Raw genomic sequence first — 13372 nt, 5'->3', positions numbered from 1 at the left:
GCCCATGGCAAAACGATTGCGTTCGCGCTCGCACCCGAAGACCGGCCGTTCCGCGCCGGACACGCTCGTCGAATACCGGCGTAAGCGCGATTTCAGTCGCACGCGCGAGCCCGCCGGCGGCGTCGAGAATCCGCGCGTCGGGACGCTCGCGTTCGTGATCCAGAAGCACCATGCCTCGCACTTGCACTTCGATCTACGCCTGGAGGTCGAGGGCGTAATGAAGAGTTGGGCCGTGCCCAAGGGCCCGAGTCGGGATCCGTCGGTGAAACGGCTGGCGATGCAGGTAGAGGATCACCCCATCGCCTACAACGCGTTCGAGGGAACCATTCCGAAGGGCGAATACGGCGGTGGCACAGTGATGATCTGGGATCGCGGCACGTACACGTCGCCCGACGGCGACGAAGACGCGATCCGGCAAGCGCTCGAGCGCGGCACACTCAAGTTCACGCTCGAAGGCGAAAGACTCCGCGGCACCTGGACGCTTGTCAAACTGCGTGGACGGGGTCGAGAGCGCAGCAGCGGGCGAGAGTGGCTGCTGATCAAGCACGCCGACGAGTTCGTCGTGACCGACGACACGCTGGCGTCTGACGACGTCGCATCCGTTGCCTCAGGGCGGCGGATGGATGAGATCACGTCAGGTTCAAAGCCGGTCTCGATGCCCGCGGGACCGGACATGCCGGAGCGGCCACACCGCCGTTCCTCGCGACCGGTGACACCCACGAAAGCAGCGGAGACCGTGCGGCGCCGCACTCGACATTCGGCGGCCGAGTCAGCGGCTGTCGTAAAAGCGCTCGACGTCGTCGAGGAGGCGGGCGGAAGCGGGCGTGTCGACATTCCGTTAGCAGAGCCGCTGTCGGTGACCAACCTTGGGAAGGTGTACTTCCCGAAGGCGAAGCGCACCAAGGGTGACCTCATGCGCTACTACGCGCGTGCGGCAAAGGCGATTCTGCCGCTGATCGAGGGACGCCCGCTCGTTCTCAAGCGCTACCCGAACGGCGTCGAGGCGAAGCCGTTTTTTCAACAGACCGCGCCCGACGATGCGCCGTCGTCTCTCCGCATCGAGACGGTCCCGTCGGAGAGCACCTCGGGTCGGCGCATCATCGGCGGCGACCTGTTCACGCTCCTCTATTGCGTGCAACTCGGAGCCATCGAGCTACATCCGTGGCACTCGCGCGTGGGGTCGCTGGGCTTTCCCGACTACACGATCCTCGACCTCGATCCCGGGCCCAAGGCTTCATTCGGCGCAGTGGTCGCGGTAGCTCGCGCCATCAAGGCACTTCTCGATGACGACGGACTCACGGCAGGTGTGAAGACGTCGGGATCGCATGGCCTTCACATCGTGCTTCCGTTGCCGCCGAAGACCAACCAGGAGGCGGCGCTGCTCGTGGCCCAAATCATCGCCACGCGGATTGCGGCTGAGATGCCCAAGGTCGCGACGGTCGTCCGCAGTCGCGCGTCCCGGCCTTCGGGGACTGTATATGTCGACTACCTGCAAAACATCGTGGGCAAGAGCGTCGCGTCCGCCTTTTCCGTGCGGCCGCGCGTGGACGCAACCGTTTCGACGCCGCTCGAGTGGTCGGAGGTGACGGCGCGACTGCGTCCGGACCGTTTCACAATGGACGTCGCCCTCGACCAGCTGGACGAACGCGCAAAACTCTGGCGCAAGGCGATGGCGGGGACCAACGACATCACGGTCCTACACAAAGACACGTGATCGACGGGCTGAGCGCCGGCACAGCGGGTTAGCGACCGGCACGGTTGCTGCCCATGAGCCTGTGATGCTTCTGGCGCCACGCAACCTTTCACGGCTTTCGGCCACTGTCGGGCTGTTCAGCCGATACGGCCTCGCGGATTTCGCGCGGCAGCAAGGGCTGCATGGACTCGCGAACCAGCCTGACGACGTCGGCGTCGGTGTGGACGCGAGCCCCGAACGCGCCAAAGCGTTTCGGCGGCGGCTCGTCGAGCTCGGCCCCGCGTACATCAAGCTCGGCCAAGCGCTCTCGACACGGCCGGACCTGTTGCCGCCGCCGTACATCGCCGAGCTGGAGCAATTGCAAGACGACGTTCCACCGGTTCCGTTCGACGACATTCGCGACATCGTCGAGCACGAGCTACAGGGCCGGCTGAGCAAGCTCTTCATGTCCTTCGACCCGCATCCACTCGGCTCCGCGAGCCTGGGGCAGGCGCACGCGGCGTCGCTGCGCGACGGCCGGAGCGTCGTCGTCAAGGTTCAACGGCCGGGACTTCGCGAGCAGCTGGGTGGCGACATCGCGTTCTTCCGCGAGCTCGCCGACTTTCTCGAGGATCACACGAACGCCGGCGCCCGCGTCGACCTCGCCGGAATCATTCAGCAGCTCGAACGGGCACTCGCCGACGAGTTGGACTACCGCATCGAGGCGCGGAACGCGGCGACCTTCCGTCACTCGCTCGCCGAGTTTCCGCGGATCCTCGTGCCGCGAGTGATCGAAGCCTATTCGACGTCATGCGTCCTCACTACGGAACGTGTGCGGGGGACGAAGGTGAGCGACATCTCGCCGCTCGTGCGGCTCGAGCACGACTTCGCTCCCGTCGCGGCGGATCTCACGCGCGCGTATCTGAAACAGATCACCCTCGACGGGCACTTTCACGCCGACCCGCATCCTGGAAACGTCTTCGTCCTCTTGCCGGAGTCGGACAATCCCGCGACGCCGTCGGAGATTCGCGCCACGGATCGACGCCGAGAGAAGCGCCAGCCCGTTACGCCGCTGTCGCGAATCGAGCGGCAAGCACAGGACGATGCGGCGCCGACACCGCGCGACTTGGATGTGAGGCTGGCTCTGATCGACTTCGGGATGACCGCACGTCTCTCGACCGGAATGCGCGAGCAAGTCGTGCGGCTGCTCATGGACATGACGGAGAATCGCGGCGAAGACGCGGCGGACGCGCTGACCGAGATTGGCGACGAGCTGCCGAGCTTCGACCGGACCCGATTCGTGAATCAGATCGCGTCGCTGATCACACGGGATTTCGATTCCACGATCGGGGCCATCGATACCGGGTCCCTGCTCTACGACCTAATCAACATTTCGTTCCGAGAGGGGTTGCGGCTGCCGAGTGAGTTGACGCTGCTCGCCAAGGCGATGGTCAACCTCGACGCCGTGACGCGTGCCATCGACCCGACGTTTTCGCCGATCCAGACAATTCGCGATTACGGAAAGCAACTCGCGGCTGAGCGCGCACGGCGCGACATCAGTCCGCGGCGGCTGGCCGAGCTGGCGATTCAGGGATCGGAATTGGCGATGGCGCTCCCGCATCGCATCGATCTGATCACCAGCCGCCTGGCGTCGAACGAGTTTCAGACCACCGTCGAGGTACCGCAGCTCACGTCGCTGATCGAAGCAATGCAGAAGGTCGCGAACCGCGTGTTCTCGGGGCTCGTGCTGGCGGGCGTGCTCGTCGCCAGCGCGATGGTTCTGCCAAACCGCCGCATCCTCGGCACCGCGGGATTTCTTCTCGCGGGAATCATCGGCGTGTGGATGGTGTTGGCGATCGTGTGGTCCGACCGCAAACCGCCCGGCCAGTAGCGTGGAACCGATCGCCGTCCCCGATCCTCACGGGCGAACGCGAATGATCGTCTTCCCAGGGCGTCGTTCGGTCGCGTTGAAGGCGGCGACCGCATCGTCGAGAGTCGAGACGGTGCCGATGTTCGTCCGCAGTCGTCCGTCCCGCACGCGCTGAACGATCTCGCTCAGTTGGGCACGATCGGACTCGACAACGAAGTCGACCGCCAGCCCCTCGGCGGGGCGTGCCTCGCTCGGACCGACGATGGACACCAGCGTTCCTCCGGCTCGAACGAGGCGCGCGGACCGCTTCCCGATGTCGCCGCCGATGAGATCGAATACCAGGTCGACGGCGCCGACGTCTTCCAGTGCGTCGTTCTCGAGGTCGACGAACACCTGGGCGCCAAAGTCGAGCGCCTTCTGACGGTCGGCGGCGCGTCCGGTGCCGATGACGTATGCGCCCGCCAATTGCGCGAGCTGCGTCACCATCGAGCCGACTGCGCCCGCCGCGCCATGCGCCACGACGCTCTGCCCTGCCCGAAGGCGGCCGTGCTCGAACAGTCCCTGCCATGCAGTTAGGCCCGAGATCGGCAGGCTCGCGCCCACCGTGAAGTCAACGTCGCCGGGCAGCGGCGCGAGGTTGCGCGCCTCGACGGCTGCGTACTCGGCCAGGGTGCCGTCGCGATACCAGTCCGCGAGGCCAAACACCCGCTGTCCGATCGACAGTCCGGTCGTGCCATAGCCGAGGGCAGTGATCACTCCGGCCAGCTCGTGCCCGGGAATCGAGGGTGCTCGGTCACGGTGGAGGCGATCGGTCCAGGTCGAGGGCCACGCCAACTCAGTCCCGACGAACCCCGACGCGTGCACCTGAACGACGACGTCGTTTATCGCTGCCTGCGGCTCCGGCCGCTCGACCAGCCTCATTCCGGCCGTTCCCGCGGCCTGATCCGTCACCACTATCGCCTTCATCGTCTGCTTCCTTGTGCGTGGTGCGTCGCCGTCTCTCGAATTCCCCTGCAAGATTCAATCACCCGGTTTTCATGGGTACCGTTGCTCGCTAGATGGCGGCTGCGAGCCACAAGACATCAGGGCTGAGCGTCTCGAGCTCGTGACCGGTGCGCGTCTCGCTGAACTCTCGCGGCGTCGGTCATATACCGCTCTCATACTTTTCTCATATCGAGTCTCATTAAAACGCAAAAGCCCACCATCTCCACGGCTCACGAGCCACGGTCGAGCTGTCGCGGCAGCGCGACGGCTCCCGGCTGCGAGGCACCAACGTTGTGATTCGGTTGCCCTGGGTCGGGTCGCGATGAATGTGCTCGTTGTGGACGATGAGCCGTTGGCACGGCAGGTGCTCCGGCGCGCACTAGACGGCTTGCCGAACATTGCGTGTGTCGGCGAGTGCGGCCGCCGCGACGAGGCGGTTGCGATGATTCTCGAGCGCAAACCGGACATCGTGTTACTGAATGTGCAGCTCGGCCGCACGACGGCATTCGAGATCATCGAAGACATCGGCGTCGACGAAATGCCGCTGGTCATCTGCTAACGACTTAGCGCAGATTCGTGCCTCAACGGTCCCCAACGGTCCCCGTGTGAGATCCCCCAGCCGCGGCACGTCGAGCTTCGCTCAGCGAATCATCGAGGTCTGGTTCGATCATCACAAAACCGGAGCCTTTGGTCCGAATTCGCGGATACGCTTGTCGCACAGACAGTCGATCGTCGACTCGAACGAGGAGGAGCATCGGGAGATAGTTCAGTTCAATCGGCGCGAGTCGCGGCTAGCGGATCCACGCGCGAAGCACGTCGCGCAGGAATCCAGATCGCGACGAGTGCAGCACCCGCAACTACCGCGACGACTCCTGCATACGTGCCGGGATCGAAGGGCGAGAGATCGAACAGCAACGCCCGTAGCACGCGTGTCGTCGCGAGGGCACCCGCGATGCCGACGGCACCGCCAATTGCTACGAGCGCCGCCCCTTCGCCGACGATGAGTCGTTGCACGTGCGCGCCACTCGCCCCAAGCGCAATGCGGATTCCAATCTCACGGGTGCGCGTCGCGACGGCCAACGACATGACGCCGTAGACGCCGATGGCAGCGAGCAGCAGCGCCGCGAACGCGAACAGGGTCAAGAGCACGGCACTGAACCGCGCCCGCGCCGTCGCGTCAGCCGCGCGGTCGCGCATCGGCCGCATATCTGACACGACCGACGACGGCGCGACAGCATGGATCGCGCGACGCACAGCCCCACCGAGCGACGCCGGATCAACTGTCGCGCGGACAAAGACCGTCATGTCGGTGAACGGCGACTGGTAGACTGATGCGTAGACACCTGCGGTGGCCGCCGAGTCAGCACGTCGCCGCACGTCGCCGACGATACCGATCACCTCCGCGTCCTTCAGGCCGCCCATCCCAAGCTCGATGTGCTTCCCGACCGGATCCTCGTTCGGCCAGAATTTTCGAACGGCCGCTTCGTTCACGACTACCACCTGCTGCGTGCCTGCGCGGTCCGCCGCACTGAAGATGCGGCCGCGCTTGAGCGGAATGTGCATCGTCGCGAACCATGTGGGCGATGCCCAGTCTACGCTCACGCTCCGGCTGTTTGCGACATCGACCTCGCTGCGGTTGAGGAAGCGGATGTTGGTCGAGTTGCACGCTCCGCCGAGCGGCGGGCAGTTGTTGAGCGACGCGTCGGCAACTCCTGGCAGGGCCGCGATGCGCTCGAGAACGTCCGTGAAGAGCGGAGGCACCGATTCGCGTTTGACCGTATCGCCGGCGACGCTGAGGCGAACGGTGAGCACGTCGCGCCCGTCGAATCCCGTGTCCACCGCCAGCAACTTGCCGAGGCTTCGGATCATCAGGCCCGAACCGGCGAGAAGGACGAGGGCGAGCGCGACTTCAGCGATCACCAATACGCGCCGGCCGGCAAGCGTGCGACCGGCGCCGCGTTTCGCCTCGGAGCTACCAGTCTTCAGTGCACCCGCGAGAGACGAATGCGTGACGCCGATCGCAGGAGCAAGCCCGAAGGCGGCACCAATGACGAGCGCCACGCCAAAGGCGAAACCCAGCGCAACCCAATCCAACGAGATTGAGGACATTGCGATCGCACCTACGGCGCCGGACTGGCCAACACGGAGAGTCGTCGCGGGGTTCACGGAGGCGAGTGCGCGCACGCCGAACCACGCAACCAGCACGCCGCCCGCGCCGCCAAGGAGTGCGAGGAGCAATCCCTCCGTGAGCAGAAGGCGCGCAACTCGCGTGCGATTCGCGCCAATCGCGAAGCGGATCGCCATTTCGCGCTGCCTTGCTCGAGCACGGCCCAGGAGCAGGTTGGCGACATTGGCGCAGGTGATCAACAACACGAGCGCGACGGCGGCGAAGAGAACCAGCACGGAACGTTTGACGAGCGGAGCAACACGCGCGTTGTCGAGCGGCTCCGAGGCCGCGCCCCACTTCACCTTGTCCCAATCGTTGGGATGCGCGTCGTTCACGACGACGCCAAGCCGCTTGACCTCCGCGGTGGCTAGCGGCGTTACGACGCCCGCTGCTCGGCGCGCGACAAGCCAGAAGCTGTGCGATTGCGCGGTGAGTCTCGTGGCCGGCTGGACCGTGATGGGAACGAAGATGTCGGCTTGCCCCGTCAGGCCGCGGAAACCGGGTGGTGTGACGCCGATGATCACGAACGGATCTCGGTTCAGGTCGATCGTCTTCCCAATGACCAGGGCGTCTCGGTTGAAGCGACGCACCCAATAGTCATATGAAAGAACCGTCACTCCAGGCACGCCAAACTGCGTGTCGAGCTCGCGATCGAAGTCATTGCCCAACGCGGGCGCAATCCCCAACGTGCGAAGGTACGTGGCGCTGACGGACTCCGCGCCGATGCTCTCCACCTCTCCGCTCGTCACCCGGAACCGGTCCGGCCCGTAGAGCGCGAGCTCGGAGAACACCCGCTGTGCGGCCCGGAATGTGAGGAACTTGGGATACGACCAGACCGACTGGTCGTCAGCGGGCCGGTCGCCTCGCGGCGGTTTCACCAATGTGACTTTCATCAACTCGTCGGGCGTCGCGTACGGCAACGGGCGAAACAGGAGCGCGTTCGTAGCGCTGAAGAGGGCCGTTGTCGCGCCGATACCGATGGCAAGTGAGAGTACGGCGACGGCCGTGAACGCCGGCCGCCGCGTAAGCCCCCTCATCGCGAACCGAACGTCCTGCGCGAGCTGCTCTATGCCGATCATTCCCCACATATCGTGACTCTCTTGCTGGATGGTGGTCCGGTTGCCGAACCTGCGGCGCGCCGCCACTCGCGCTTCGCCTTCGGGCACGCCGGCGCGTTGGAGCGACTCGGCGCGGAGCGCGACGTGCAACCGCATCTCGTCTTCGAGGTCTGCCGCCATTCTGTCGCGGCGCACGAGAAACACGAGTCGCCGCCAGAAGTCACCAGGGAATGGCATCGGTCAAGCGGGGCGGAGGATGCGGACGATGGCCGCGGAGACAGTCGTATAGTCCGCGACCTCGCGATTGAACTGCCGCTGCCCGGCGGGCGTGAGCCGGTAGTAGCGCGCGCGACGATTTTCCGCCGTGCGGCCCCACGTCCCGCTAATCCAACCTTTGATGAGCATTCGCTGAAGCGCCGGATACAGCGAACCTTCTTCGACATGCAGCACGTCCGAAGAGGCCAGCTGAATGGCCTCAGCGATCTCGAATCCGTGGAGGGCATCGCTGCGTGCGAGCGTGCTGAGAATCAGCATGTCGAGCGTTCCCGGAGGGATTTCATGGCGAGCGCGGGTCATAACATAGATAGACTATGTTATCATGCGCCATAATTGTCAAGCGACATTGCAGTCGCCGTGTTCATCTGGCGCTCGAGCGAATCGGAGCGAGGTACGCCTGACCCGCCGCGGCCCCCGACGTCCCGCCGGCGCAGTTGGTCGTTGCCAGCGGCGCGTACGTCGCATCCCACGTTTGATTAATCTCTAAGTGGTGTATTCGAACACACTTGGAGTCGCGGGCCGTGGTCGGCCTGTCACCACGGTCCCCAAGCTGGGGACCGTTGTGGGGACCGTTGGCGACGCGCAAAACGGCCTGCCGAGATCGCCAGACCGTCGATTGAACCGCTATGTGGTGAGTGAAAGAGCGGGCGACCGGACTCGAACCGGCGACGTCCAGCTTGGGAAGCTGGCATTCTACCAACTGAATTACGCCCGCGTAGGTTGAAGATACGCCGCCCTCCTGTGGCCTGCCATGCTCCGTCTGACACTCGCCGCGCTGCATCTCCTCGCCCTCGGCATCGGACTCGGTGGCATCTGGGGACGCGCGCGAGAGTTGGCGCAACGCCCGCTCGAGATGAGCGGCATGCGCCGCGCTTTCGCCGCGGATTCCTGGTGGGGCATCGCGGCGTTGCTCTGGCTCGTCACGGGACTTTGGCGTCTGTTCGCCGGTACCGAAAAGGCGACGAGCTACTACACCCGCGACGAGTCGACGAAACGGTCGCCCGGCGCATCAGCATCATCAGCTACATCCAGGCCGCCTTGCTCTTGGCGATGGTCGTCGCCGCCGTGTCGATGGCGCGGGGATACGGGTATCGTCCCGCCCCGATCCCCTGAGCCGAGGCACTGAAAATCCTTGCGCGTGGTCGATTTCGTCGCTATCTTCCGTTCGCCAAGCGAGACACGCGCTGTGACGCGTGGACATGTTCCGAGCGTTTTCTGGGGCCTGCCGAATTGCAAGCAGGCCTTTTTTTCGTTCAAGTCGCGAGGATCCGCATTCCGCGGAAACGCCCGTCGTGAGGGCTTGATCACGAAGCACGTTGTGTCGGCTGGTACGGCTAAGTCCGCACTCCCAACACAGCAAATCAACACCAAGGAGTAGGACATGCGTACGACCGGCACCGTGAAGTGGTTCAACGACGCCAAGGGCTTCGGCTTTATCACCCCCGAGGGCGGCCAGAAGGACTGCTTCGTCCATCACTCGGCCATTCAGGGCAGCGGCTTCAAGACGCTTTCCGAAGGCGAGCGGGTGGAGTTCGACGTCGTGCAGGGCCAGAAAGGCCCGGCCGCGGAGAACGTGACAAAGCTGGGTCGCTAACCCGGCCGACCGCTCCCTAGCGGGAGCGAACAGGCGCCGCGCAGTCGAGCCGTATATCGGCTCGGTTGCGCGGCGCTTGTGTTATGAACGGGTCGCACAGCGCCTCGTAATCGCTCGCCGGTAGGAATTCACGAGCGAGGAGCGCGAGGGCCGCGTCCTCGGCCGCCGCGTGCGCGGCGGCGAAGGCCCGGCGATCGCTCGGCGTCGAGCAACTCGGCCTGCTCACATAGAACGCCGAGGTCTCGATCGCGTCGCACGCGTACCACGCGGCGACGTCCAGCCCGCGCCCATTGATCGTCGAGACGAGCAGCGCCGACGCCGTAGCGCGCGTTGCATGCGCAGACGCATCCCGCAGAAGCGAGTTGCCGACTTCGACCCAGTCCGAGGGGGACAGCTCGGCCAATCGTTCCGCGAACGAACGCACAGCCTCGAGGCCCGCGTCCGACGATCGAGAGTCGGTGAGCGAGCCGGGCAATGACGACGCGGAGTCAGGAAACGCGATCATGCTGCGATGAGTAGGGACGTCTCGAACGTACGAATTCGTTCGTAAACACCGCACAAAGCCATACCCCGTCGCCGTGAAGACTACGTAAACGCAGCCCGCGCTTTGCGTTTTCTTTATGGCCGCGCGCGTCCCCTTTTGTGCGCTCCGTGCGACGCGCCCGATAGCGTCAAGAAAATGAAATCTCCCTCCACCCTCGCGATGCTCACGCTCGTCGCGGGGTTACGACGCATCGGAGGTCACGTTCGACTGCATGCCGGATCAGTTCACCACATTCCGGCTCGAGATCGATCACCGCGAGTCGAACGTGCCGTACTTCGCCGGACCCGGCGGTGTGACTCCCGTCGGCGGCAATCAGGGACAGCCGGGGTCGTTCGTGCCCGGCTTCTTTCCCGACCTGCGTAGGACCGAGACACGCCTCAACCTGGCACTGTTGGTGAAGATGTAGCGGCAGGTTCCCAACGTTTTCCACGAGGCGGCAGTGGCGCACTCGGTAGCCGGGCCGAGCTTGCTCTCTGACACGCGGATGCGCGAGCGTCCGGTGGCCACGCCCGCGCTCGCTATTGCCTCACTCACGGCACTCGGCGTCGTCTTTGGTGACCTCGGCACGAGTCCGCTTTACGCGATGCAGGAGGCGTTTCACGGCACGCGCGGCGTCGCGCCCACTCCCGAGAACGTTCTCGGCGTAGCGTCGCTGTTCTTGTGGGCGCTCGTGTTGATGGTGAGCCTCAAGTACGTCGCCGTGCTCATGCGTGCCGGGAATCGAGGCGAGGGCGGCATTCTCGCGCTGCTCGCTCTGTTCCTCGGCGACCGAAAGCACGTTCACCGCGCGACGATGGTGATCGCGCTCGGGTTGTTCGGTACTGCGATGCTTTACGGCGACGGTATCCTCACGCCCGCGGTCTCGGTGCTCAGCGCGGTAGAAGGACTTCAGATCGCGGCGCCGGCTCTCCGGCCGTTCGTGGTCCCGCTCACGATCGTCATTCTCATCGGGCTCTTCTCGCTGCAGCGGCGCGGATCGGGCCGGGTGGGAAGGATCTTCGGTCCGATCCTCGGCACGTGGTTCGTCGTCATCGCTGTCCTCGGCGTCAACTCGCTCGCGCAGAACCCCGCCGCCCTCGCGGCGATCAATCCGTGGTACGCGGTGCGATTCTTCTCGCACGCGGGACCGAACGGTTTTCTCGCCCTCGGCGCGGTCGTGCTCTGTCTCACCGGCGGAGAGGCGTTGTACGCCGACATGGGACACTTCGGCCCGCGGCCGATTCGGTTCGCGTGGTACGCGCTCGCGCTCCCGGCGCTGACGTTGAGCTATCTGGGCCAGGCGGCGAACCTGCTTCAGCATCCGGAAGCGGCGTCTCGTCCTTTTTACTCGATGGTCCCGGACTGGGCACTCTACCCGATGGTCGTGCTCGCAACCGCTTCGACGATCATCGCCTCGCAGGCGCTGATCGCCGCGGTGTTTTCACTCACGCGCCAGGCGGCCCAGCTCGGCTTCGCGCCGCGCGTGAACGTCGTGCACACGTCCGGATCGGTCATTGGTCAGATCTACTTGCCGAGCCTGAATTGGGCGCTCCTCGGCGCGACGGTGGCGGTCGTTCTCGCCTTCCGATCATCCGACCGGCTTGCGGCCGCGTTCGGACTCGCGGTTTCGACGACGATGGCGATCACCACGGTGCTGTTCGGGATCGTGGCCCGCTCGAGATTCCACTGGCCGCGCTGGCGCGTGGCGGCGGTGGCCGGCGGATTTCTGATCGCCGATCTCGCGTTCGTCGTGGCGAACGCATTCAAGTTCCTCGATGGTGGTTGGCTGCCGGTCGTCATTGGCGCCATCGTGTTCGCGACGATGTGGACGTGGTACGTCGGCCGCCGGATCTTGATGAACGCGACCCATGACACGGGCATGCCGGTCCACGATTTTCTCACGAGCTTGTCCCGCGACCCACCGGTCCGGGTACCCGGCGTCGCCGTATTTCTCGCGACCGACATCGACGTCGTGCCTCTCGTGCTGTTGCACCACTTACAGCACAATCAGGTCCTGCACGAAACCGTCGTCTTGTTGAAGGTGTCCACCGAAGACGTACCGCGAGTGCGCAGCGTCGACCGGCTTCAGCTATCGGAGCTGTCGCTCGGGTTCAACACGGTTTACGCGCACTATGGCTTCATGGAAGAGCCGGACGTGCCGAGTATCATTCGGCGCGCCGCGTCAATGTCGGCGGACAACGGTGCGCCGTTCATTCCGGACGATCCCCCGCGGACGACCTACTATCTCGGAAAGGTCACCGTCATTCCGCCGTCGCAAACGGAAGCAGGACTGATGGCGCGCTGGCGCGTGATGTTCTTTCGTTGGCTGAAGCGCAACGAGCGTAGCGCGACGCTTTACTTCGGTCTTCCTTCCAATCGAGTAGTGGAGTTGGGTACGCGAATCGAGTTGTGAAAGGCTCAGCGCTCGCCGTCGCGGTCACCGTCCGTTCCCCCCCCGCTCCCCGCGCCCCCGCCCCACCACCGCGACTTCAACTCGGCCAGCCAGCGATCCCTCTGCACCTCGTCGATCGCGCCGGCCTCGAACGCCTCGTTGACGCGCTCGCGCTCCGTGGTGCCGATCAGGCGTCGCGCGGCGCGAGTCGCCGCTTCGCCTCCGCCGAGCTGCGTGCCGAGCCAGATCAGAGCGCGCTCGGCCCGGTCGAGGCGCTCGTCGTATTCGTCGGCGAGCGCGCGGCGCATCGTTTCGTTGGTGGCGACCATCGCGCCGGTCCGCTCCACGTCGTCGAGCGACGAGTGCGCACTGAGTAGCGCGAGTTGCGTGCCCAGGTAGCCCGCATGGTCCCCTGTCTGGCTGCGCAAACCGAGCCATCGCAGCGTGGGCCCGATGCTGATCCCCTGAATGAGAATCGAGAGGATCACGACGTCGAACGTCATCGTGATCAACAGGTCGCGTTGTGGGAACGTTTCGGGAATGCTGATGGCGAGGACCATCGACAGCGCGCCGCGCAGGCCGCCCCAAGAGAGGATCGTGGTCCATCGACGCGGCAGCCTGAGTTTGTTCGGCAGGAGGGCCGCGACGCCCCACGTCATGACCGCGCGCGAGACGGTCACGATCACGAACGCGACGATGATCACTCTCCAGTTCTCGACCAGCGTCGGCGGTTTGACCATCAACCCGATCGACAGAAACACGAACGAGTTGAGCACGAACGCCACGTACTCCCAAAAGGTCGACGTGGCGATGCGGGCGGAGGCCGTCATGCCTCG

General features: G+C 65.0%; 12 protein-coding genes and 1 tRNA gene. 7 read left to right on the top strand and 6 right to left on the bottom strand.

Annotation, left to right across the window (positions count from 1 at the left end; genetic code table 11):
• Positions 1–4: 4 nt before the first annotated feature.
• Entirely contained in the window at positions 5–1714 is a 1710-nt protein-coding gene (gene ligD / locus VGQ44_01120) for a non-homologous end-joining DNA ligase (protein ID HEV8445381.1), read from the top strand.
• Positions 1715–1778: 64 nt separating this feature from the next.
• Positions 1779–3563, top strand: a complete 1785-nt coding sequence (locus VGQ44_01115) for an AarF/UbiB family protein (GenBank protein HEV8445380.1) — start codon at positions 1779–1781, stop codon at positions 3561–3563.
• Positions 3564–3590: 27 nt separating this feature from the next.
• On the opposite strand, the gene VGQ44_01110 is transcribed toward VGQ44_01115, so the two are convergent.
• Complete coding sequence (locus VGQ44_01110) at positions 3591–4508, bottom strand: NADP-dependent oxidoreductase (protein HEV8445379.1); 918 nt, start codon at positions 4506–4508, stop codon at positions 3591–3593.
• A gap of 340 nt (positions 4509–4848) precedes the next feature.
• Here VGQ44_01110 and VGQ44_01105 point away from each other — a divergent pair, with 340 nt between their 5' ends.
• Complete coding sequence (locus VGQ44_01105) at positions 4849–5085, top strand: response regulator (protein ID HEV8445378.1); 237 nt, start codon at positions 4849–4851, stop codon at positions 5083–5085.
• 212 nt (positions 5086–5297) lie between these two features.
• Here the strand turns inward: VGQ44_01105 and VGQ44_01100 are convergent, their stop codons facing one another.
• The 3 genes from VGQ44_01100 to VGQ44_01090 all read right to left on the bottom strand — a co-directional run bounded on the left by VGQ44_01100 (position 5298) and on the right by VGQ44_01090 (position 8742).
• Entirely contained in the window at positions 5298–7988 is a 2691-nt protein-coding gene (locus VGQ44_01100) for an ABC transporter permease (GenBank protein HEV8445377.1), read from the bottom strand.
• Positions 7989–7991: 3 nt separating this feature from the next.
• Complete coding sequence (locus VGQ44_01095) at positions 7992–8327, bottom strand: PadR family transcriptional regulator (GenBank protein HEV8445376.1); 336 nt, start codon at positions 8325–8327, stop codon at positions 7992–7994.
• Positions 8328–8669: 342 nt separating this feature from the next.
• Positions 8670–8742 (bottom strand) — tRNA-Gly (locus VGQ44_01090).
• A 36-nt stretch (positions 8743–8778) separates the two neighbouring features.
• Between VGQ44_01090 and VGQ44_01085 the strand changes: the two genes are divergently transcribed.
• Together VGQ44_01085 and VGQ44_01080 are read left to right on the top strand one after the other, a co-directional pair.
• The gene (locus tag VGQ44_01085; GenBank protein ID HEV8445375.1) at positions 8779–9153 is read left to right on the top strand and encodes a DUF2214 family protein; all 375 of its coding nucleotides are present in this window, start codon (positions 8779–8781) and stop codon (positions 9151–9153) included.
• Positions 9154–9408: 255 nt separating this feature from the next.
• The gene (locus tag VGQ44_01080) at positions 9409–9621 is read left to right on the top strand and encodes a cold-shock protein (GenBank protein ID HEV8445374.1); all 213 of its coding nucleotides are present in this window, start codon (positions 9409–9411) and stop codon (positions 9619–9621) included.
• A 16-nt stretch (positions 9622–9637) separates the two neighbouring features.
• Here the strand turns inward: VGQ44_01080 and VGQ44_01075 are convergent, their stop codons facing one another.
• Positions 9638–10126: a hypothetical protein gene (locus VGQ44_01075; GenBank protein ID HEV8445373.1), complete on the bottom strand. Its 489-nt coding sequence runs from the start codon at positions 10124–10126 to the stop codon at positions 9638–9640.
• A 250-nt stretch (positions 10127–10376) separates the two neighbouring features.
• Between VGQ44_01075 and VGQ44_01070 the strand changes: the two genes are divergently transcribed.
• Both VGQ44_01070 and VGQ44_01065 read left to right on the top strand, forming a co-directional pair.
• The gene (locus tag VGQ44_01070) at positions 10377–10571 is read left to right on the top strand and encodes a hypothetical protein (GenBank protein HEV8445372.1); all 195 of its coding nucleotides are present in this window, start codon (positions 10377–10379) and stop codon (positions 10569–10571) included.
• A gap of 33 nt (positions 10572–10604) precedes the next feature.
• Complete coding sequence (locus VGQ44_01065; protein ID HEV8445371.1) at positions 10605–12557, top strand: KUP/HAK/KT family potassium transporter; 1953 nt, start codon at positions 10605–10607, stop codon at positions 12555–12557.
• 5 nt (positions 12558–12562) lie between these two features.
• On the opposite strand, the gene VGQ44_01060 is transcribed toward VGQ44_01065, so the two are convergent.
• On the bottom strand, positions 12563–13372 hold an 810-nt coding region (locus VGQ44_01060), incomplete at its 5' end, for a cation:proton antiporter (protein ID HEV8445370.1).

The organism is Gemmatimonadaceae bacterium, assembly GCA_036003045.1.
In the GTDB taxonomy this organism is placed as follows: domain Bacteria; phylum Gemmatimonadota; class Gemmatimonadetes; order Gemmatimonadales; family Gemmatimonadaceae; genus JAQBQB01.
The sequence above is the reverse complement of the archived record's forward strand: the minus strand, read 5'-3'. Positions and strand labels throughout refer to the sequence as shown.